At 72.6% G+C, this 21,723-nt stretch carries 16 protein-coding genes; 8 read left to right on the top strand and 8 right to left on the bottom strand.

Going from position 1 to position 21,723, the window contains the following annotated elements:
- The first annotated feature begins 61 nt into the window (after positions 1-61).
- The 3 genes from BIU94_RS14340 to BIU94_RS14350 all read left to right on the top strand — a co-directional run bounded on the left by BIU94_RS14340 (position 62) and on the right by BIU94_RS14350 (position 3,397).
- A complete protein-coding gene (locus BIU94_RS14340; protein WP_071261629.1) occupies positions 62-670 on the top strand; it encodes a dTDP-4-dehydrorhamnose 3,5-epimerase family protein in 609 nt (202 codons plus the stop codon).
- Between the two features lie 73 nt (positions 671-743).
- Complete coding sequence (gene rfbA / locus BIU94_RS14345; protein ID WP_071261631.1) at positions 744-1,607, top strand: glucose-1-phosphate thymidylyltransferase RfbA; 864 nt, start codon at positions 744-746, stop codon at positions 1,605-1,607.
- A gap of 8 nt (positions 1,608-1,615) precedes the next feature.
- Positions 1,616-3,397, top strand: coding sequence for a glycosyltransferase (locus BIU94_RS14350; RefSeq protein WP_071261634.1), 1,782 nt, complete (start codon positions 1,616-1,618; stop codon positions 3,395-3,397).
- A gap of 211 nt (positions 3,398-3,608) precedes the next feature.
- On the opposite strand, the gene BIU94_RS14355 is transcribed toward BIU94_RS14350, so the two are convergent.
- From BIU94_RS14355 to BIU94_RS14375, 5 genes are all read right to left on the bottom strand, one after another.
- Complete coding sequence (locus tag BIU94_RS14355; RefSeq protein ID WP_071261644.1) at positions 3,609-4,463, bottom strand: glycosyltransferase family 2 protein; 855 nt, start codon at positions 4,461-4,463, stop codon at positions 3,609-3,611.
- Positions 4,460-5,605, bottom strand: coding sequence for a glycosyltransferase family 1 protein (locus tag BIU94_RS14360; RefSeq protein ID WP_071261646.1), 1,146 nt, complete (start codon positions 5,603-5,605; stop codon positions 4,460-4,462). Before BIU94_RS14360 ends, BIU94_RS14355 begins: the two co-directional genes overlap by 4 nt.
- Positions 5,606-5,679: 74 nt before the next feature.
- Positions 5,680-6,813 (bottom strand): glycosyltransferase family 2 protein, encoded by a 1,134-nt coding sequence (locus tag BIU94_RS14365; protein ID WP_083404857.1) that lies wholly within the window; start codon positions 6,811-6,813, stop codon positions 5,680-5,682.
- Complete coding sequence (locus BIU94_RS14370) at positions 6,732-7,961, bottom strand: ABC transporter ATP-binding protein (protein ID WP_071261648.1); 1,230 nt, start codon at positions 7,959-7,961, stop codon at positions 6,732-6,734. Before BIU94_RS14370 ends, BIU94_RS14365 begins: the two co-directional genes overlap by 82 nt.
- Before the next feature lie 3 nt (positions 7,962-7,964).
- Positions 7,965-8,849 carry an ABC transporter permease gene (locus BIU94_RS14375; protein WP_368086423.1) on the bottom strand — a complete coding sequence of 295 codons (885 nt, stop codon included), beginning with the start codon at positions 8,847-8,849 and terminating at the stop codon, positions 7,965-7,967.
- 214 nt (positions 8,850-9,063) lie between these two features.
- On the opposite strand from BIU94_RS14375, the gene BIU94_RS14380 reads away from it, so the two are divergent.
- Both BIU94_RS14380 and BIU94_RS14385 read left to right on the top strand, forming a co-directional pair.
- Positions 9,064-9,660 carry a hypothetical protein gene (locus BIU94_RS14380; RefSeq protein WP_071290575.1) on the top strand — a complete coding sequence of 199 codons (597 nt, stop codon included), beginning with the start codon at positions 9,064-9,066 and terminating at the stop codon, positions 9,658-9,660.
- Entirely contained in the window at positions 9,660-12,200 is a 2,541-nt protein-coding gene (locus BIU94_RS14385; protein ID WP_139196405.1) for a hypothetical protein, read from the top strand. The genes BIU94_RS14380 and BIU94_RS14385 overlap by 1 nt, the downstream gene beginning before the upstream one ends.
- Before the next feature lie 121 nt (positions 12,201-12,321).
- Here the strand turns inward: BIU94_RS14385 and BIU94_RS14390 are convergent, their stop codons facing one another.
- On the bottom strand, positions 12,322-13,650 hold the full coding sequence (locus BIU94_RS14390; protein ID WP_139196406.1) for a glycosyltransferase: 1,329 nt from the start codon (positions 13,648-13,650) through the stop codon (positions 12,322-12,324).
- Between the two features lie 136 nt (positions 13,651-13,786).
- Here BIU94_RS14390 and BIU94_RS14395 point away from each other — a divergent pair, with 136 nt between their 5' ends.
- Together BIU94_RS14395 and BIU94_RS14400 are read left to right on the top strand one after the other, a co-directional pair.
- Positions 13,787-16,276, top strand: coding sequence for a glycosyltransferase (locus tag BIU94_RS14395; RefSeq protein WP_071261680.1), 2,490 nt, complete (start codon positions 13,787-13,789; stop codon positions 16,274-16,276).
- On the top strand, positions 16,273-17,019 hold the full coding sequence (locus tag BIU94_RS14400) for a polyprenol monophosphomannose synthase (protein WP_071261685.1): 747 nt from the start codon (positions 16,273-16,275) through the stop codon (positions 17,017-17,019). The genes BIU94_RS14395 and BIU94_RS14400 overlap by 4 nt, the downstream gene beginning before the upstream one ends.
- A gap of 509 nt (positions 17,020-17,528) precedes the next feature.
- Here BIU94_RS14400 and BIU94_RS14405 read toward each other — a convergent pair.
- Entirely contained in the window at positions 17,529-18,830 is a 1,302-nt protein-coding gene (locus tag BIU94_RS14405; protein ID WP_083404858.1) for an O-antigen ligase family protein, read from the bottom strand.
- A gap of 94 nt (positions 18,831-18,924) precedes the next feature.
- Here BIU94_RS14405 and BIU94_RS14410 point away from each other — a divergent pair, with 94 nt between their 5' ends.
- A complete protein-coding gene (locus BIU94_RS14410; RefSeq protein ID WP_071261689.1) occupies positions 18,925-20,172 on the top strand; it encodes a hypothetical protein in 1,248 nt (415 codons plus the stop codon).
- A gap of 118 nt (positions 20,173-20,290) precedes the next feature.
- On the opposite strand, the gene BIU94_RS14415 is transcribed toward BIU94_RS14410, so the two are convergent.
- Entirely contained in the window at positions 20,291-21,670 is a 1,380-nt protein-coding gene (locus tag BIU94_RS14415) for an O-antigen ligase (protein ID WP_071261692.1), read from the bottom strand.
- Positions 21,671-21,723: the final 53 nt, after the last annotated feature.

Here is a 21,723-nt window from a genome sequence, read left to right on the forward strand (position 1 = left end):
GGGCGCAGGGCACAGAACCAGGACAGCCTATGCGATCCGTGACCCTTGCTAGGCTTCCCCGGTGCAGATCCGCGAACTGAAGATCCCCGGCGCGTGGGAGTTCACGCCCGTCCAGCACGGCGACGCACGAGGAGCGTTCCTCGAGGCGTACCGGGCCGACGTCGTCGAAGACACGGTCGGCCACCCGCTGGACCTCCGCCAGGTGAACATGTCGATCTCGTCGGCCGGCGTCGCGCGGGGCATCCACTACGCCCTCGTCGCCCCGAGCCAGGCGAAGTACGTCACCGCGGTCCGCGGGGCGTTCATCGACTACATCGTCGACATCCGCGTCGGGTCGCCGACGTTCGGCCAGTGGGACTCGGTCCGGATCGACGACGTCGACCGCAAGGCCGTCTACCTGTCCGAGGGGCTCGGCCACGCGATCGTCGCGCTCGAGGACCGGTCGACCGTGAACTACCTGGTCAGCGCGCACTACGACCCGCAGCGCGAGAAGGGGATCACCATCCTCGACCCGACCGTCGGGCTGGAACTGCCGGACGGCATCGGCGAGCCGGTGCTCTCCGAGAAGGACACGACCGCGCCGACCCTCGAGGAGGCCGCGGCCCAGGGCCTGCTGCCGACCTACGAGGAGTGCATCGCGTACACCGAGTCGCTCCGGACGAAGAAGTAGGGAACGGGACACCGATGAAGGGCATCATGCTCGCCGAAGTAGCCGACCCGCGACCCATGGGAGCAGTCCGATCATGAAGGGCATCATCCTCGCCGGCGGTTCCGGCACGCGCCTCTGGCCGATCACCAAGGGCATCAGCAAGCAGCTCATGCCGATCTACGACAAGCCGATGGTCTACTACCCGCTGTCGACGCTCATGATGGCGGGCATCCGCGAGGTCCTCGTCATCACGACCCCGGAGTACAACGAGCAGTTCAAGGCGCTGCTCGGCGACGGCTCCGCGCTCGGCATGGAGATCCAGTACGCCGTGCAGCCCTCGCCGGACGGCCTGGCACAGGCCTTCGTCATCGGTGAGGACTTCATCGGCGACGACAGCGTCGCACTCGTCCTCGGCGACAACATCTTCCACGGCACCGGCCTCGGCACGAACCTGCGGAAGAACACCGACGTGCAGGGCGCGACGATCTTCGCGTACCACGTGGCCGACCCGAAGGCGTACGGCGTCGTCGAGTTCGACGACGACTTCACCGCGGTCTCCATCGAGGAGAAGCCGACCGAGCCGAAGTCGAACTACGCCGTCCCCGGCCTGTACTTCTACGACAACAAGGTCATCGAGATCGCGAAGACGATCGAGCCGAGCGCCCGTGGTGAGCTCGAGATCTCGACCGTCAACGAGCGCTACCTCGAGGCCGGCGAGCTCGGCGTCCAGGTCCTCGACCGCGGTACCGCCTGGCTCGACACCGGCACGTTCGAGTCGATGATGCAGGCCTCGGAGTACGTGAAGGTCATCGAGGACCGGCAGGGCTTCAAGATCGGCTGCATCGAGGAGATCGCCTGGCGCAACGGCTGGATCGACGACGCGCAGCTCGCCGAGCTCGCCGCGCCGCTCGTCAAGGGCGGCTACGGCGTCTACCTCCAGCGGCTCCTCGGCGCGTAGCCACCGTCGTGGCGTCGGGCACCGGGTGGTTCGGTCGCCGTCGCGACCCCTCCGGCCGGGAGGCCCGTCCCGCGTCGCCGACGTCGGCTGACGTCGACGGGACGGCCCGGTCGCAGGACGCTCCGCCGCGGTCGGCCGCCGAGGTCACGGTGCTCGTCACGACCCGCTCGGACCGGCACGCCGAGGTCGCTCCGCTCGTCGCCGTCGCGCGCCGGGCGTTCGGCCGCTCCGCCGACGTCCGCGCGGTGAGCTTCGTCGCCGACGCCTCGCCGGTCGCCCCGTTCGGCCGCGGCGTGCCCTGGGTGCGTCGCGCCCCGGTCGACGGCCTCGGCGCGGCGATCGACGCCGGGGTCGCCGGCGGGGTGGGTCGCACGCTCGTGCTCGTCGACTCCTCGGTGCAGGTGGACGTCCCCACGCTCCGCGCCCTCGCCGCCGCCGACACCGTCGCCCAGGCGCGCGTCCGGCTGCCGGACGGCACGGTGCGGTCGGGCGCCCGGCTCCTCCGCCCCGGGGCGCTGCCGTGGTCCGACGACCGCGCCGACGTCGACACCGTGTTCGCTGCGGACCAACCGGTGCTCTCGGTGCCGGGGGCGGCGCTGGTGCCGGCGCCGGGCCTCCCGGACGAACGCACCACCCTGGCGGCCTGGACCCGCGCGGTCGCCGACGTGCACGGCGGGCCGGTGCGCGTCGTCGGCGACGCGACCCGCTCCGTCGAACCCGGCCGCACGGTCGACGCCGCGACGGTCGACGCCGTCAGCGCGTGGCGCGACCGCGGGCCGGAGGGCGCAGACGTCGTCGCGGGCCCGCCGCTGCCGCCGTGGGGTGCCCGACCGGTGTCGCCCGCCGTGCGGACGACGGCCACGGGAGAGCGACTCACCTGGTCGTTGAAGATCGCCGCACCCGCCGGCCCCGAGGGCGACGGCTGGGGCGACGTGCACTTCGCGGCCGAGCTCGCCGGCGCACTCGAGCGGCTCGGGCAGCGGGTCCGGATCGACCGGCGCGACGCCCACGTGCGGGACGACGACGCGTCCGACGACGTCACCCTCGTCATCCGCGGGCTCGATCGGGTGCCGCCGAACCCGGCGTCGGTGAACCTGCTCTGGGTGATCAGCCACCCCGACGACGTCGCCGACACCGAGCTGCGGTCCTTCGACGCGGCGTTCGCGGCCGGACCGGCGTGGGCGGCGGCGGCCGCTGCCCGCGCGGGCGTGCCGGTGCGCACCCTGCTGCAGGCGACCGATCCCGCGGTGTTCCGTCCGGGGTCGCTCGACCCGGCGGGTCCGGATGCCGGGCACGTGGTGTTCGTCGGGTCGACGCGGGGCACCGCTCGGCCGGTGGTCTCCGACGCGGTGGCACTCGGGACGGACCTGCGGGTGCACGGTCCGGGGTGGGAGCCGCTCGTGCCGTCGACGATGCTCGGCGAGCCGTCGTTGTCGCGGGCCGAGGTCGCGCGGGCCTACGCCTCGGCCCGCCTCGTGCTGAACGACCACTGGCCCGACATGGCGTCGGGGGGCTTCCTGTCGAACCGCGTGTTCGACGTGCTGGCGTCCGGGGGAGTCGTCGTGACCGACCCGGTGGCCGGGCTGACCGAGGTGCTCGACGTACCGACCCTGGCGGTGGCACGCTCGCGCGACGAGCTCGCCGACCTGCTCGACCCGGCGCACGCCTGGCCGAGCACTGCCGAGCGGGCCGCGGTCGCCGAGCACGTCGCCGCCGAGCACTCCTTCGACGCCCGCGCCCGGGTGCTGCTCGAGGCCGCCCGCGCCGAGCGTGCCCGCCTGCGGCGGTAGGGCCGCGCGACGGCGGCGCGGCGCTGTCGCTGGTGCCTGCCGGCGACGCCGCCGTCTCGCGGCGGGTGCGCGCGCTGCGCACAACCAAAGAGCATCCGCGCCGCGCAACCGCGCGGTTCGGACGCACTTCGGTTGTGCGGCGCGCGTTCGCGTCCGCGGCGCGGCTCCGCGGCCCCGCGGCCCCGCGGCGCAGCGGCCCCGCGGCCCCGCGCTACTTCCGCGTGACCCAGCGGGCGCGGAGCGACAGGCCCGCGTGCAGGGCGACGCGCAGCGGCCAGAGCCACCACGCCCGGTACTTCCGCGACAGGAAGCGGTAGGCGCTCCGGTGGTGCTCGATCTCCATGCGGCGTCGGTTCGACGACGTCGAGTGTGCACCGGTGTGGGTGACAACGGCCGAGGGCACGTAGACGTTCGCCCGGCCGGACCGTCCGACGCGCTGCCCGAGGTCGACGTCCTCGAAGTACATGAAGTACGACTCGTCGAAGCCGTCGAGCTCGCGGAACAGCGACGTGCGGATGAGGAAGCACGCGCCGGAGAGCCAGCCGGCCTCGCGCTCGACGACCTTCGTGGTGGACCAGTAGCGCTGGCTCCAGGGGTTCGCGGGCCAGAAGCGCGAGAACGCCGCGTGGCCGAGGCCGGTCCGGAGCGAGGGGAGCTGCCGTGCGGACGGGTAGGTCTCGCCCTGCTCGTCGAGGATCCGGGGGCCGAACGACCCACCGGACGGCAGGCGGTCGGCGGCGGCGACGAGTTCGTCGATCGAACCGGGAGCGAGCACGACGTCGGGGTTCGTGACGAGCAGGAACTCGGGCTGCACGTCGGGCAGGACGTCGTCGAGGGCGCTCAGCGCCGCGTCGATGCCCCCGCCGTAGCCGCGGTTGCCGCCGGAGGACACCACGACGGCGCCGTAGGACTCACCGATCGCGCGCAGTGCGTCGACGTCGGCCGAGCCGTTGTCCGCGATGACCACCGCGACCGGGTCCTTCGAGGCACCGGCCACGCTCGCCAGGAACGGTCGGATGGTCTCGCCGGTGTTGTAGGTGACCGTCAGCACCGCGACCCGGATCACCGCGCGACCCCGTCCCCGGCGACGTCGGTGTAGGCGGCGACGTGCACGGCGGCGGTGGCCTGCCACGTGAACGAGGCGGCCCGGGCCAGCGCGGCCGCCCGGTGCGACGCGACGCGCGACGGGTCGTCGAGCAGCTCCGTCATCGCGGCGGCCAGCGCGGGGGCCGAGGGCTCGGAGTACACCGCCGCGTCGCCGCCGACCTCGGGCAGGGACAACCGGCGGGTGGTGAGGACGCACGCGCCGGAGGCCATCGCCTCGACCACGGGCAGGCCGAAGCCCTCGCCGAGGGACGGGTAGACGACGAACTCGGCGCCGCCGAGGTAGCCGGCGAGGTCCTCGAGGGGCAGGTAGCCGGCCTCGATGACGTGGTCGGCGTCCTGCAGGGCGTTGAGCCGCTCGACGGCTGCGGTGTCCCAGCCACGGGCGCCGGAGAGCACCAACCACGGGGTGTCGGGCCGCTCCCGCCGCACGGACGCATAGGCGTCGAGCAGTGCGGTGACGTTCTTCCGCGGTTCGATGGTGCCGAGGAACGCGATCCAGGCCGCCCCCTCGGGCAGGGTCGCGGCGATCCGCGCGTCCTCGACCTCGGCGGTGGACGGCTCGTGGAACACGGCGCGGTCGACCCCGAGCGGGGCGACCCGGACGTCGGCGCGGATGCCGGGGACGACCCGGGCGGCCTCGGTCGCGGTGGCGGCGCTCGGCACGACGACGACCGGGCGGGTGCGCAGGGACCGGCGGCTCCACCACGTGAAGAACGTGCGCTTCAGGCGGGAGTGCCACTCGGGGTTCGAGAAGAAGGTGGCGTCGTGCAGGGTGACGACGGAGCCGCCGCGCCAGCCGAACGGGAACGTGTAGTGCGGCGAGTGCAGCACCCGTGCCCCGAGCCGACGGCCGAGCGACGGCAGGCCGGTCTGCTCCCACAGGAACCGGAGCGGCACGGAGTCGGTCCACCGCGGGGCGGTGTGCACGGTGACGTCGGGGGCGATCGCCCGGAAGTGCGCGGCGTGCACCGGTCGGACGACCAGGTGGACGTCGAGCGCGGGATCGGTCAGGTGCGACACGACCCCCTCGACGTAGCGGCCGACGCCGCCGAGGTTCTCCGGTACCGCGGTCCCGTCGACGAGGACGGTGAGCTGCGGCACGCGGGGGTCCTTCCGTGCGGACTGGTCGCGGCCGGGGCCGTCGACGGGGGAGTGACCAGGATAGCCCGCCCCGCTCATGCGCCCGTGTCGATCCGGCGGCGCGGGACGGCGGCGCGACGCGTCTCGCGGAGCCGCCGCGCCAGGTGCGACGGGAGGGCCCCTGCGACGTCGACGAGCGCTGCCAGGACGAGCCGGGCCTCCTGTCCGGAACGACTGGAACCACCGGAACGACCGACCACCAGCCCGCGCACGCCGCGCACCAGGGTGCGGGCGGCCGCCCGCAGCACCGTCGGCCACGGCGCGTGCCAGAGCGCGACGATCAGCCGGTTGCGGGCGTTGCGGAACACGAACAGATCGCTCTGCACCCCGGAGGACGCCGAGTGGTCGTGCTCCACGACGGCGCCGGCCGCGTGCTCGACGCGCCAGCCGCGGCGGCGGAGCCGCCAGGCGAGCTCGGTGTCCTCGTAGTACATGAACAGGGACTCGTCGAGCAGACCGACGTCGTCGAGCGCGCTCCGTCGGAGCGCGGACGCGCCGCCGGAGAACCCGAAGACGTCGACGTCCGCGACGCGGTCGGCGGGCGCGAACCAGTCGCGGTCCATGCCGTTGCCGTCGCGGTCGACCAGGACGCCGGTCGAGTTGAGCCGCACGTCGCCGTCCGGCGACGGCGTCCACGCGCGGCCGGTGTGGTCGCGCAGCACCCGCTGGTCGGGTGCCGGCGTGGCTCCGGCCGGGAGGCCCGTCCAGCGTCCCGCGAGCACGATGCGGCCCGTCACCGCCCCGACCTCGGGCCCCGCCTGCGCCAGGTGGTCGCGGAGCGCCGCGACGAAGCCCGCTGCGGGGACCGCGTCGTTGTTGAGCAGGACGACGATCTCGGCGTCCGTGTGGCGGATGCCCGTGTTCGCACCGGCGGCGAACCCGCCGTTGTGCTGCCGGGCGACGACCGTGGCGTTCGGCAGCTCGCGGCGGAGCACCGCGAGGGAGTCGTCCGACGACCCGTTGTCGACGACGACGACCTCGTCGGCCGCGCCCTCGGCGAGCACGGCGCGGACGGCCGTCGTGGTCAGGTCGGCGCGCTCCCAGTTGACGACGACGACCGCGGTGCGGTCCGCGCCGTCGGTCGGGCTCAGTCGAGCTCCTCGATCGAGGGCCGCGCGTAGACGGTGCCGACGGCGTCGCCGAACGAGGGGACCTCGAACGAGTCGCACTCCGGCATGTCGTGCAGGTGGCGGCCGGCGGAGTCCATCATCGAGACGTTGACGAAGTACTTGCCGGTGCCGAAGGCGGTGTCGGCGATCCGCAGGCGGAGCTTCCGGCGACCGTGCAGCGGCTGGAGCGTCATGCCCATGATGCCCGTCGTCGTGCCGTAGACGACCTGGCCGCCGGCGTTGTTGATCTGCACCGCGGCCTCCCAGTCGTCGATGCCGTCCAGGTGCTCGAACTCCATGTCGACGACGAGGTCGTCGCCGGGCAGGACGTCGGCGCGGGGTTCCTTGCCCTCGACCTGCACGCCCGCGCCGAGGACCCGGCCGCGACCGACGGCGACGTCCGTGCTCAGCTCGCTCTGGCGGCGTTCCTCGAGGACCTCGCGGAACATGCTCACCGCGGTGACCGGGTCGCCGTCGTGCAGCACCTTGCCCTTGTTGAGCAGCACGACCCGGTCGCACATCTCCTGCACCTGGCTGAGCGAGTGCGTGACGATGATGATCGTCTTGCCGGCCTCCTGGAAGGTGCGGATGCGGTCGAGGCACTTGCGCTGGAAGGCCTCGTCACCGACGGCCAGGACCTCGTCGACGAGCAGCACGTCGGGGTCGGTGTGCACGGCGACCGCGAACGCGAGCCGCACGTACATGCCCGACGAGTAGAACTTCACCTGGGTGTCGATGAAGTCGCCGATGCCCGAGAACGCCAGGATGTCGTCGAACTTCTCGTCGGTCTGGCTGCGGCTGAGCCCGAGCAGGCTCGCGTTCAGGTAGACGTTCTCGCGGCCGGACAGGTCGGGGTGGAAGCCGGCGCCGAGCTCGAGGAGCGCAGCGAGGCGGCCACGGCGGGACACCGTGCCGGAGGTCGGCTGGATGATGCCGCCGATCGCCTTGAGCAGCGTCGACTTGCCGGAGCCGTTCTGGCCGATGAGCCCGACGGTCGAGCCGGCCTGGATCGAGACGGTGACGTCGTCGAGCGCCCAGAAGTCCTGGCGGTGCTTGCGGCCGGCGCGGCCGAGCGTGACGATGCGCTCGCGCAGGGTGTTGTCCTTGCGCACGGTGAAGCGCTTGCGCACGTGGTCGATGACGATGACGTCGGGACGGTCGGTGGTGTCACCGGTCCCGACCGGGGCGACGGGGGTGCTGATGGCCATGGTCTACAGCTCCTGCGCGAAGTTGCCCTGCAGGCGGGAGAAGATCCGCTGCGCGCCGAGGAGGCAGAGGACCCCGATGACGAACGCGACGCCGAGGCGCAGCATCAGGTGGTCCGGGTACGTCACGTCGGCGGGGTCGTGCAGCCAGATCGCGTTCTGCATCCCGAGCACCGACAGGGTCAACGGGTTGTTCGTGTAGACGGCGAGCAGCCAGTCGGTCTTCACCGTGGCGACGACCCGTGCGTACGAGTAGACGATCGGCGACGCCCAGAGCAGGACCATGAGGCCGACGTCGATGACGAACTGCACGTCGCGCAGGTACACGTTGAGCGCCGACAGCACCAGGCCGATGGCGGCGCCGTAGACCAGGATCACGGCGAGCGAGGGGATCAGGTAGATCAGACCCTCGTGCCAGGGGAACACCCCGATGAACACGGTCGCGGCCAGCAGGATCGCGAACTGGATCGTGAAGTTCACCAGGGCCGCGCCGACGCTCGCCAGCGGGAAGACCTCGCGCGGGACGTAGACCTTCTTGATGAGGCCGCTGTTGCCGACGATCGAGCCCGTGGACCCGGCGACGATCTCGCTGAAGAGCGTGTAGGCGGTCAGGCCCGTGAAGACGTAGATCGCGAAGTTGTCGATGCCGTTGGCGGCGCCGAGCACCTGCCCGATGACGAAGTAGTAGATGAGGAGCTGCGTCAGCGGGCGCACGAGCGTCCACACGAAGCCGAGGGCCGAGTCCTTGTACCGCGCCTTGAGGTCGCGGCGGATGAGCATGCCGAGCATCTCCCGCTGCCGGAAGACGTCGCGCAGTTCGCGCCAGGTTCCGCGGAAGGCGCTCGTCGGAGCGCCGATCACGACGAGCGGTTCCTCCGCGAGCGCGGTCATGCGTGCTTGGTCGACCATACGTCTCTTCGTTCGTGGGGGCAGGACCGGAACAGCATACTCACCGGGCCCGATGGCGGGACCGCCGCGTGCACGACAGTCGTCGGGTACCCCCGACCGGGGGTGATTCAGGACGAACCAACCCTCAACCTTGACTTTCGAGTTACCGTTGTCGCAACCCGGACCCTTGTCAACTCCCTCAGGACGGCCCGTCAGCATGCTCCACGCATCCAGGCCGATCGCTGCGTTCGCGGTGGTCGGTGCACTCAGTCTCCTCGTGGCCGGTTGTTCCGGCGGCGACGACGCCTCGCCGACCCCCTCGGCGTCGCGCTCCACCAGCGCCACGGCCACCCCGACCTCGACGGCGACGAGCGGGGGAGCGGTCGACCCCTCCGACGCCGCCTCGGCGCCGAGCGACGACGCCTCGGACGGCGGCGAGGCCTCGGACGACGACACCCCCGGGCCCTTCCCCGGCAGCGGGGCGACGAACGAGCCGGACACCGACCCGTCGGACTTCCCGGCCACGGCCGTCGTGACCTACGCCGGCTGGGACACCGGGACGAAGACGCTGCAGGCCGGCGGCCTCGTCTCCGGCACCACCGACACGTCCGGCACGTGCCGCTTCACCGCCACGAAGGGCGGTGTCACCCGCACCGCGACGAGCGCGGCGGAGGCGAGCGCGTCCTCGGTGAACTGCGCACAGGTCGCGTTCCCCGCGTCCCAGGTCGCCAGCGGCACCTGGTCCGTCACCCTGACCTACGCCGTCGGCTCCGCGTCGACGGCCTCCGACCCGATGACGGCGGAGGTGCCGTGATGCGTTCCACCCGTACTCCCCGCCGGGGACTCCGATCCGCCCTGGCCCTCGTCGCCGCGCTCGCCGTGGCCGCGACCGGCATGACGTTCGGCACCGTGCTGTCCGAGGCGACCACGACCGAGCCGGCCTCCGCCGCCGTCGCGTCGCAGTTCGACCCGGGCAACATCATCAGCGACGCCGCCTTCTACAACGGCTCGGCGATGAACGCCGCCGCCGTGCAGTCCTTCCTGAACAGCGTCGCGCCGAACTGCACGCAGCAGAGCGGTGGCCCGGTCTGCCTGAAGAACTTCTCGCAGAAGGTCAGCACCATCAACGCGGTCTCCGGCCGGTGCAGCGCGATCGCGGGCGGCACGAAGTCCGCCGCGACGATCATCGCCCAGGTCGGCGCCGCGTGCGGCATCAGCCAGAAGGCCCTCCTCGTGCTGCTCGAGAAGGAGCAGGGCATCGTCTCGACCTCGCGGCCGACGAACTGGATGTACCAGCACGCGACCGGGTTCGCCTGCCCGGACACCGCACCGTGCGACCCGGCGTACCGCGGTTTCGCGCAGCAGGTCTACGCCGCAGGGCTGCAGTTCAAGCGGTACCAGGCCACCCCGACCTCGTGGGCGTACCAGGCGGGCCGGAACAACTCGATCCTGCTCAACCCGAACGCCGCCTGCGGCCGGAAGACCGTCTACATCAAGAACCAGGCCACCGCCGGGCTCTACATCTACACGCCGTACACGCCGAACAGCGCCGCGATGTCGAACCTGTACGGGTCCGGTGACAGCTGCTCGGCGTACGGCAACCGCAACTTCTGGCGCATGTACACCGACTGGTTCGGGTCCTCGAACGGCGGGGGCAACCCCTACGGCAACGTCGACGCGGTCACCGCGAGCTCGACGTCCTCGATCACCGTGACCGGCTGGGCCGTCGACCCGGACACCACGAAGGCGCTGCGCGTCGCGTTCTACGTCGACGGCGCGGGCGCGAAGACGGTCACCGCCGACGTCAAGCGGTCCGACCTGGCGGACACCCTCGGCTCGGGCAACACCGCGCACGGCTTCTCGGCGGAGCTCACCGGACTGTCGGTCGGGGCGCACTCGGTCTGCACCTACGCGATCAACCAGGGCGCCGGGGCGAACACGCTGCTCGGCTGCTACACCCGCACGATCACGAGTGCGCCGCCGAAGGGCACGCTCGACTCCGCCACCGGCGGGCTCGGCACCATCTCGGTGAGCGGCTGGGTCCTCGACCCCGACTCGTCGAAGCCGGCACCGTGGAAGGTCCTGGTCGACGGCGTGAGCAAGGCGAGCGGCACCGCCGACCGCACCCGCACCGACGTCGCGAAGGTCTACAAGGGCGTCGGCAGCACGCTCGGCTTCGCGAAGACCATCGGCGGCATCACCCCGGGCAGCCGGGCCGTGACGCTGTACACGATGGACAAGCCCGGCACAGGCTACGTGAAGGTCGCGTCGAAGTCCGTCGTCGTGTCCGCGCCGTCCACCGGCCCGACCGGCAAGACCGGCAGCGTCCGCGGCTCGTACGAGTCCCTGACCGGCGGCGCCGGCACGGCCACCGTGCTCGGCTGGGCGATCGACCCGGACCGCTGGGACCCCGTCAAGTACAAGGTCCACGTCGACGGCAAGAGCACGGACAGCGGCACCGCGAACGCCACCCGCACCGACGTCGAGGCGAAGCACCCGACCTGGGGCTCCGACGTGGGACTGGCGCTCCGGCTCACCGGCCTGAGCGCCGGCACCCACACGGTGCGCGTCTACTTCCAGGACCTGCCGAGCGGCACGTACAAGAGCTTCGGCACGAAGACCGTCAAGGTGACGAGCGCGACGGCCGCCCCGCCGTCCTCCGGCACCACCGGCCCGACCGGCAAGAAGGGTTCCGTCACGGGTGCCTACGAGTCGGTGACCGGCGGTGTGTACAGCGCGACGGTCAAGGGGTGGGCCATCGACCCCGACGTCTGGGACCCGGTCAAGGTCAAGATGCACCTGGACGGGGTCGCGATCGACCCGGGCGTCGCCAACGCGAAGCGCACCGACGTCGAGGCGGTGCACCCCGGCTGGGGCAGCGACGTCGGGCTGTCCCGGACCCTCACGGGCCTGACCGCCGGCACGCACACCCTGCGCGTCTACTACCAGGACCTGCCGAGCGGCACCTACAAGAGCTTCGGGACCAAGACCTTCACGGTGATCGACCCGCCGTCGACCGGCAAGACCGGCGGCACCGGGCCGGTCACGGGCGCCTTCGAGTCGGTGACCGGCGGCACCGGCACGATCACGGTGCAGGGCTGGGCCGTCGACCCGGACGTCTGGGACCCGGTGAAGTACAAGATGCACCTGGACGGCGTCGCGGTCGCCCCCGGAACCGCGAACGCGACCCGGACGGACGTCGAGCGCAGCTACCCGAACTGGGGTTCGGACGTCGGGCTCTCCCGCAAGCTCACCGGCCTGGCGAAGGGCACGCACACCGTGCGCGTCTACTTCCAGGACCTGCCGAGCGGGACCTACAAGAGCTTCGGCACGAAGACCGTCACCGTGCGGTAGACGGTCACCGACGACGGACGGGAGGCACGGTGCCAGCTGGCACCGTGCCTCCCGTCCGTTGCGTGGGTGCGTCCACCGGACCCGCTCCCGTGCCCGCCCGGGGTGCACGGAGCGCCGGGTGTCAGCGGCGCGCGCGCCGCGCCATGAGACCGAGCCCGTGCAGGACGCGGTACTCCGGCGACCGGGTCAGGCCGTGGAACCGTGCCGCGATCTGGTCGCGCTCCGCCTCGGCGACCTGCCGTGCCGTGTCGTGGGCGCCGACCTTCTGCTCCGAGACGATGAGCCGCTCGTTGATGTCGTGCACGCCGGCCAGGTGGACGTCGCGGTCGTGCTCGGTCCGACGCAGGAGCTCGCGCTGCTCGGTCGCCCAGCGCAGGAAGGCGCTCCGCTCGCCGCTCCGGCCCGATGCGGCGGCGACGGCGGCGTCGAGCGACGGGCCGACCTGCTCGGCACGGCTGCGGAACGAGTGCCGCTCGACGACGACGGCCCGGAGCCGTTCCACCAGGGCGGTGCGCTCCTCGCGCGGCATCGCGAGTGCACGCTCGAGCGACGCGGCGTCGTCGAAGACCGGCACCTCGGCGAGTCCGAGCTCGTCGAGGCCCAGCGCGCAGTCGGTGACGGGCAGCGCGCCGCACGCCAGCGACTCGTACAGCCGCGAGTTGAGCGTGCCGTAGGCGGCGGCCGGGGCGATGACGTCGTCGACGACGAACCCGGCGGCGCGGTACACCTCGGGCAGCGAGAAGTACGAGACCATCGGGCGGAGCTCGACACCCGGCGAGGGCTCGACGTGGTCGACGTTGGCGGCGTACCAGATGATCGGCTCGGGCGGGGCGACCTCGGCGAGGACGTCCTGCACCCGGCGGCGGACGCCCCAGAAGTTCACCGTGGTGACCGCGCGGTCGGTCCGGGCGGCGTCGGCCGCGGCGACGGGGTCGACGTCGGCCGGCTCGGCGTGGGCGTGCGGCCGGTCGGTGGTGAACAGGTCGAGGTCGACGCCGATCGGCACGACCTCCACCGTCGTGGCGACGTGCGGGGCGATCGCGTCGCGGGCGATCGTGGACGACGTCCACACGGCGTCGAACTCGTCGAGGTAGGGCAGCGCCGCCCACTTCTCGGTCCAGTTGCGGACCCAGGCCACCAGGGCGGTGCCGGCCGGCACGTACCCGGGCACGAACGACTCGATCATCACGACGACGGCCGCGGTGTCGACGGGGACCTCGTCGCCCCAGCGCTCGAGCGGCCACATCGCGACGCCCCAGCCCTCGGCACGCAGGGCTCGGGCCAGGCCGAGTGCCACGAACAGGTCGCCCTTGCCCTCGGCGGGGTCGGCGGTCGACACGGCGAAGCGGACGGTGCCGCGGGGGCCCTCGGCGTGCGTGCCGGCCGCGATGGCGGCGTAGTCCTCGTGCAGGACGGAGGGCAGGGGGGTGCTCGGGATGGCGGCAGTCACGCCCGCCATTCTGCACGAACCGGCTGCGGCCACCGGGGAGCGGCCGGGCGCGCCTTGTAGGGTGTCATCGGCCGCGGCACCCCGCGACCGAGCCACCGATCCGCGCCCCCGCGCGGCAGCTGCTGGAGGAACCCGCGTGACAGAGCGCAAGCCGGGAGTCGTGTCCGTCGTCCTCGTGAACTACAAGGGCACCGACGACACCCTGACGAGCATCGCGGAACTCCGCAAGCAGGACTGGCCGCAGGACAAGCTCGAGGTCATCGTCGTCGAGAACGGCTCCGGGCCGGAGCACCTCGGGCGGCTGCAGGCCTCGACCCTCGACTTCACGCTGGTCGACGCCGGTGCCAACCTCGGCTTCACCGGCGGCTGCAACCTCGGCGTCGCGAAGTCCTCGGGTGAGATCGTCGCGTTCCTCAACAACGACGCCCGGCCCGACACCGGCTGGGTGCGCGAGGCGATGGCGACGTTCGCCTCCGGCGCCGACATCGGAGCCGTCGCGTCGAAGGTCCTCGACTGGGAGGGCGTCAACGTCGACTTCACCGAGGCCGCGATGACCTGGTACGGCATGGGCTACAAGCCCTTCGCTGGGTCGCCGGACACCGGCCGGTGGGAGAGCGAGACCGACGTGCTGTTCGGCACCGGCGCCGCGATGTTCGTCCGCGCCGAGCTCTTCGAGCAGCTCGACGGCTTCGACGACCGCTACTTCATGTTCTACGAGGACGTCGACCTCGGCTGGCGGCTCAACCTGCTCGGCTGGCGCTTCCGCTACCAGCCGAAGTCCGTCGCGTTCCACAAGCACCACGCATCGATGAACAAGTTCGGCGACTTCCGCGAGACGTACCTGCTCGAGCGGAACGCCCTCTTCACGCTCTACAAGAACCTCGGCGACGAGCAGCTCGCCGCCGCCCTGCCCGGCTCGCTCGCACTCGCCGTCCGCCGGGCCGTCGGCCGCGGCGAGCTCGACTCCACCTCGCTCGACCTGCGGAACCCCGGGGACGACAGCGTCCCCACCGTCCCGGTGCCGAAGACGAGCATGGCGGGCATCTACGGCGTCGACCAGTTCGTCGAGCAGCTGCCGTCGATGACCGAGTCCCGCCGGCAGATCCAGGCGACCCGCGTCCGCACCGACCGTGAGCTCCTCCGCCTGTTCGGCAACCGCGACGAGCCCGCGTACCCGATCGAGAACTACCTGGCCGGGTACGACAAGATCGTGCACTCCCTCGGCGTGCTCGAGGTCGGCACCCGTCGCCGCGTGCTCATCATCACCGGCGACTCGATCGGCGCGAAGATGGCCGGCCCGGCGATCCGTGCGACGCAGATGGCGAAGCAGCTCGCGTCCGAGCACGACGTCCGCGTCGTCAGCCTCACCCGCTCGTCGCAGATCGACCCCTCGTACGAGGTCGTCACCGTGCCGCACCGCCACCCGCGCCAGATGGTCGAGCACGAGGGCTGGGCCGACGTCATCATCGTGCAGGGCCACGCGCTCCGGCTGTTCCCGGTGCTCGAGTCGACGAGCAAGATCCTGGTCGTCGACGTGTACGACCCGCTCCACCTCGAGCAGCTCGAGCAGGGCCGCAGCGACGACGTCGACAAGTGGAACCGCCAGATCCTCGACGCCTCGGACACGCTGAACCACCAGCTCGAGCTCGGCGACTACTTCATCTGCGCCTCGGAACGGCAGCGGATGTTCTGGCTCGGACAGCTCGCCGGCTCCGGCCGCGTCAACGCCCGCACCTACTCCCGCGACGCCGACCTGCGCTCGCTCATCGGCGTCGTGCCGTTCGGGCTGTCCTCGACCCCGCCGGTGCACGACCAGCAGCGGGTCAAGGGCGTCGTGCCGGGCATCGGCAAGAACGACAAGCTCGTCGTCTGGGGCGGGGGGATCTACGACTGGTTCGACCCGATCACCCTGGTCCGCTCGATCGCGCAGCTCGCCGAGCGCCGTCCGTCGGTCAAGCTCTTCTTCATGGGCGTGCAGCACCCGAACCCCGACGTCCCCGAGATGGACATCGTGGCGAAGGTCCGGGCCGAGGCCGACGCGCTCGGCCTGACCGGCAAGCACGTGTTCTTCAACGACCAGTGGATCCCGTACGAGGAGCGCGGCGCCTACCTGCTCGAGGCCGACGCCGGCGTCTCGACGCACTACGAGCACCTCGAGACCACGTTCTCGTTCCGCACCCGCATCCTCGACTACCTGTGGGCGCGCCTGCCGATCGTGACGACCGCGGGCGACTCCTTCGGCGACCTCGTCGCCGAGGAGAAGCTCGGCATCGCGGTGCACGAGCAGGACGTCGACGGCCTCGCCGCGGCGCTCGAGACGGCGCTGTTCGACAAGAAGGCCCGCGCGACCTTCATCGGCAACGTCGACCGGGTGCGTGAGCAGTTCACGTGGGAGAACGTCCTCGCACCGCTCGTCGACTTCTGCCGGAACCCCGTCCGTGCCGCGGACAAGACCGTCCGCGACACCACGTCCTCGATCCAGCCGCACACCATGCGCGTCCGGGTGCCCGAGCGCAAGAAGCTCTCCGGCGTCCGCTACGACGTCGGCCGCGCGGTGCACTACCTGCGCACCGAGGGCCCGCGCAGCGTCGCGGGGAAGATCAAGCGGCGCCTCGACAACCGGTGAGCCCGACCGACGCCTCGGCGCTCGTCATCGTCCCGACGTACGACGAGGCCGAGAACGTCCGCGCGATCACGTCGGCCGTGTTGGCGGCGTCGCCAGGGGTGCACGTCCTGGTCGTCGACGACGGCAGCCCGGACGGCACCGGCGACATCGTCCGCGCGATCGCCGCCGAGGACGACCGCGTGCACCTGCTGCAGCGCTCCGGCAAGCTCGGGCTCGGCACGGCGTACGTCGCCGGGTTCCGCTGGGGACTGGAGCGCGGCTACCCGCTGCTCGTCGAGATGGACGCGGACGGCTCGCACCCGGCCGACCGCTTGCCCGCACTCGTCGACGCGGTCACCGCCTCGGACGACGTCCTGCTCGCGATCGGCTCCCGCTGGGTGCCCGGTGGCTCGGTCGTCGACTGGCCGCTCCGACGCCAGGCCCTCAGCCGGGGCGCGAACACCTACGCGCGCTGGGTCCTCGGCCTCGACGTGCGGGACATCACCGCGGGGTACCGGGTGTACCGCGCCTCGGCGGTCGCCCGGATGGACCTCGACTCGATCGACTCGAAGGGCTACTGCTTCCAGGTCGACATGACCCTGCGTGTGGACGACCTCGGCGGCCGCATCGTCGAGGTCCCGATCCGCTTCCGCGACCGCGTGCACGGCGTCTCGAAGATGAGCCGCTCGATCGTGGTCGAGGCGATGCTCCGCGTCACCCAGTGGGGCGTGCAGCGCCGCCTCGGGCGACGCACCCGTCCCTGAGGCGCACCAGGGCTCGCGTCGCTCGGGAGGCGCGGCTCGGCGCGGTGCCGCCACGGGCCTCCCGTCCGGCGGCGGGCGCCCACCGCGTCGCTTGGTGAGCAGAAAAGGTCGGGTCCGGTGCGTTGAGGCGACGTCTTCTGCTCACGAAGTGCGCGTCGGGCACGTTTGTCGGTTCGGACGGGAGGCTCGGCGCGGTGCCGCCACGGGCCTCCCGTCCGGCGGCGGGCGGCCACCGCGTCGCTGAGTGAGCAGAAAAGGTCGCGTCCGGTGCGTTGAGGCGACCTTTTCTGCTCACGATGCGCGCGTCCGGAACGCATGTCGGGTCGGACGGGAGGTGCGGCGCGGTGCCGCCACGGGCCTCCGGCCCGGCGGCGGGCGCCCACCGCGTCGTTGAGTGAGCAGAAACGGTCGGGTCCGGCGCGTGGAGGCGACATCTTCTGCTCACGAAGCGCCCCCGCGCCCGCGCCGCGCCGCCCGCGCCGCGCGCGCCCGCGCCGCCCCGCCGCGCCCTACACGCGCGGCAGGTGCCGGCGCCAGGAGCGGCGCCGGGCGGCGATGACGAGCACCGTCACGAAGACCATCAGCCCCGCGCCGTGCAGCAGGTAGCTCTCGGCCGTGCTCGTCACCGCGAGCAGCACGAGGACCGCGGCGGGCCACACGTACGCCACCCCGGGGAAGGTCGTCGCCGTCACCCAGGCCCGGGCGAACGCGAGCAGGGCCGTCACCGCGAGGATGATCGTGCCCGCGAGCCCGATCTGCAGCCAGGCGTCGACGAAGGCGTTGAGGCCCGAGGTGAACCGGGCGCCGGCGGGGTCGATGAAGGTGACGTAGGGGACGACCGCCTCGTTCGGCCAGGTGCCGACCCAGCCCCAGCCCTGGATCGGGTACTGAGCGACGAACACCCGGATCTGCGACCACAGGTCGACGCGGGTTGCGGTGCCGCCGGCGGCGCCGATCTCGGCGAGCAGGCGGCCGCGTGCGAGGACCGCGAGCACGAGGGCGAGCAGGACCGCGGCTCCGAGCACGCCGTTCACCACGGGGCGGGTCGCCGGGCGCGCGTGCCGGAGGGACCAGAGCGCGAGCGCCGTGACCGCGAGGGCGATCATGGCGAGGCCGGTGATGGGGGACTGCACGAGCATGAGGGCGATGACGGCGAGCGCGGTCGACCCGATCGCCCGCCACACGGTCACCGATCGGGTGAGGAACTCGACGACGAAGGTGACGAGTGCCATCGCGGCGATGAAGCCCATGAAGTTGCGGGTGCCACCGATGCCCTGGATCGGGCCGCCGTAGGCGATGTCCCCGCGGATGCCGAACGCGGGGAACGGGACGTCGAGCACGAGGCCGGCCAGGACCTCGAGGCCGAGGGCCGTGACGAGCAGGATCCGGAACGCGTCGCCCGACGCGCGGATCACCTGCACCAGGTCGCGTCCGAGCGCCAGGTAGAGCCCGAGCCCGATGAAGCCCACCGTCTCGGCGAAGCCGCGCAGGGCGACCCAGGAGTACTCGCTCCAGAGGACGCTCAGTGCGCAGTAGCCGACGAAGGCCAGCAGCGACAGGGGGAGCACGCCGTGCCACTCGATCCGGTAGCGCTGCCCGAGCAGGCTCAGCCCGGCGAGCACGAACAGCGTGACGAGCACGGCCCAGGTCCCGGCACGGCCGACCAGGGCCTGCACGGTGGGCTGTCCGAACCCGAACAGCACGATGACCGTCGCGAGCGCCTGGCTGAACCGGCCACCCGCCGAGAACCCGATCCAGGCCGACAGGTAGCGGCGCCCGAGCACGCGTCTGTTCACCCGGCCGTCCGTCACGCGTCCATCTTGGCGCACGTCCGTGTGACGAGTCGCCAGGGTGCCGTTCCACTGCCTCTATCGACGATGCGCGATCAGGACCTACCCTCGCCCGATGGACCGCGTGCGCAGGGCCGTCGGGGCGCCGCTGGCAGCGGTCGTCGTCGGCCTGCTCGCCACCGCGCTGGCCTGGCACCGGCTCGGTCCGGTGACCCGGGGCACGGTGTGGGCCGAGGACGGGGGCGTCTTCCTGCGGGAGCGCATCGCCCTCGGACCGGTCGACACGCTCCTGCACCCGTACGCCGGGTACGTCCACCTGGTGCCTCGGCTCGTGGTCGACCTCGGGTACGCGCTGCCCGCGGTCCGGTACGCCCAGGTCGTGTCGCTGGCGAGCTGCCTGGTGGTCGGCGGCGTCTGCGCGCTCGTGCTCGTCCTGTCGCGGGACGTCGTGCGCCCCTGGCCGTTCCGGCTGGTGCTCGCCGCCGTGCCGGTCGTGCTCCCGCTCGCGCCCGTCGAGACCAGCGGGAACGCCGCGAACCTGCACTGGTACGCGCTCGTCCTGGTGCCGTGGGTGTTCGCGCACCGCAGCCGCACCACGAGGGGAGCGGTCGCGCTCGCCGCGGTGGCCGCCGCCGCGGTGCTCACCGAGCCGCAGGCGGTGCTGTTCGCGCCGCTGCTGCTGCTCGGCTGGTCGTCCCGGCGGGGGAGCGCGCGGGCGCTCCCCGTCACCGTCGCGACCGTGGCGGCCGCGACGGTGCAGGTGGTCACCGCCGTCACCCACCCGCGGACGGTCGTGCCGGGTGCGCCCGCGGTGCGCGACGTGCTGGCCGGGTACCTGCTCCGTCCGGTCGCGGGGGCGTGGGACCCGCACCTCGGTCGCGTCCTGACGGCGGTCGTCGAGCGCGGGTGGTGGGTCCTGCTCGTCCCCGTCGCCGCGCTCGCGCTCGTGCTGGTGGCGGCCGTCGTGGCCGCGCCGCTGCGGGCGCGCTGCGTCGTGGTCGCCTTCGCGGTGGGTTCCGGCGTCGTGTGGACCGCCGCCGGGCTCGCGAACGGCGGCGCCGGGCGGCACTGGGCGCGGCCGGTTGCGTCGATGGCCGCGATCGCCCCGCAGCGTTACGACGCGGCCGCCGGCCTGCTGCTGGTGAGCGCGGCCGTGGTCGCCGCCGCCGTGCTCGCCGACCCCGACCACTGGTCGCCCCCGGCACGTCGGACGGGAGGCCCGGGTCGCCTCCTCGGGGCACTGGCCGCCTGGACCGTGGTCACCCTGGTCGTCGCGTCCGCCGTGCTGCACGTCGCTCCCGACGCCACTCGGCGCAGCGGCGGACCGGTGTGGGCCGCGCAGATGCCCGCCGCAGCCGAGTAGTGTCGGGTGGACCCGTCGACCGAGGTCGTGCGCGTGCGGACGGCTCCGTGGTCGGCGCCGGTCCCGTGTGCCTGGCTGTCGCGCTGACGGACGGGGAACGGGGCGCGCCGCGTCGGGGTCAGCGCGTCGCGGTCCAGCGGAACTCGCGCCGGGCGGGCGGGGTGCGCGGTCCGTCGCCGGTGGACAGCGGTTCCTCGCCGACGAGCACGATGCGGCTCTTGATCGCCAGCAGGGCGAAGAGCACCCAGTTGCCCTGGTAGAGCAGTCGTGACTCGGCGACCGACTGCACCAGGAGCGCGACGACCACCAGGAGCGGCAGCAGCGACACCGGGTCGAAGGTGCGCGGCCGGAGCGCGGCGTCGTACCCGATGCGGGTCGCCGACGCCCACGAGCGGGAGAGCGTGGTGAGGACGTACACCGCGAACAGGAGCAGGCCGATGATCCCGGTCTGCATCCAGACGTCGAGGTACGCGTCGTGCGCCTGCAGGTAGGTGACGCCCTTCCGGTGCGCCAGGTCGGCCAGGGTCGGGATGCCCGGCCACCAGTAGCCGATCCAGCCCCAGCCGACGACGGGGTGCTGGTCGATCAGGCCGAGCACCTTCACCCAGATCTCGCCGCGCCCCGTCGCGTCGGAGCCCTTGCCGAGCAGCTCGGACACCGGGCCGCGCAGCACCGCCGCGGCGACGGCCGCGGCGACCGCGACGACCGCGAGCACGAGGTACCGGGGTGTGCGCCGCTCGGTCGGCACCCGGCGGATCCAGAGCGCGGCCAGTGCCACGACGACGACGACCACGGCCGCGGCGACGACCGTCGAGGACCGGGTCAGCACGAACACGAGCGCGGCCAGGGCGAGCCAGCCGACGGCACGGTTGCGGCGCATCCGGCCCTCGGCGAACTGCACGGCGACGACGATCGCCACCAGGAGCGCGACCATCGCGAGCAGGTTCGCGTTGCCGGGGAGGCCCTGGATGCGCCCCCCGGTGAACAGCTCGGCGCGCGAGAAGTAGAAGGCGTCCGGGATGTCCGCGTCGCCGTAGTCGGTCCAGATCGGGGCGATCGGGTGCCGCACGACCACCGCGACGACGGCCTCGAAGACCAGGGAGAGCAGCAGCACCCACCGCAGGGCGAGGCCGATCGCGTCCCCGATCCGCCGCCAGGTGAGCGTGGAGGCGATGGCGAACGCGACGGCGGCGCAGATCACCTGCACGACCAGGCTCGAGATCGTCGCGAACCGCCAGTGCGACCAGACCAGCGAGACCAGGCACCAGGCGAGGAACGCCCAGAGCACCCACGGCGTGCGCACGATCGGCGGGCGGGCCCGGACCAGGATCGTGCCGCCCCACGCCGCGACGAGCGCCCAGAGCACACCCGCGCCGACCCAGGTCAGGGTGTTCGGCACCGCATCGCCCGCGAACAGCACGAAGAGGGTGGTCGCCCCGAAGGCGAACGCCTCGCGCTCCGGTACGGTCCCGCGTGCGAGCGGCCAGGTGTTCGTCACGTCGCCAGGGTACCGGCCGGGCCCGGCCGCGTGGGTCCCCGGACGGCGCCGGT

The organism is Curtobacterium sp. MMLR14_006 (assembly GCF_001864985.1).
In the GTDB taxonomy this organism is placed as follows: domain Bacteria; phylum Actinomycetota; class Actinomycetes; order Actinomycetales; family Microbacteriaceae; genus Curtobacterium.

Excerpts from the sequence above, each read along its gene's own strand:
- rfbA (WP_071261631.1), top strand. The coding sequence starts at position 744 with ATGAAGGGCATCATCCTCGCCGGCGGTTCCGGCACGCGCCTCTGGCCG.
- BIU94_RS14410 (WP_071261689.1), top strand. The coding sequence starts at position 18,925 with ATGGACCGCGTGCGCAGGGCCGTCGGGGCGCCGCTGGCAGCGGTCGTC.
- BIU94_RS14375 (WP_368086423.1), bottom strand. The coding sequence starts at position 8,849 with ATGACCGCGCTCGCGGAGGAACCGCTCGTCGTGATCGGCGCTCCGACG.
- BIU94_RS14380 (WP_071290575.1), top strand. The coding sequence starts at position 9,064 with ATGCTCCACGCATCCAGGCCGATCGCTGCGTTCGCGGTGGTCGGTGCA.
- BIU94_RS14385 (WP_139196405.1), top strand. The coding sequence starts at position 9,660 with ATGCGTTCCACCCGTACTCCCCGCCGGGGACTCCGATCCGCCCTGGCC.
- BIU94_RS14370 (WP_071261648.1), bottom strand. The coding sequence starts at position 7,961 with ATGGCCATCAGCACCCCCGTCGCCCCGGTCGGGACCGGTGACACCACC.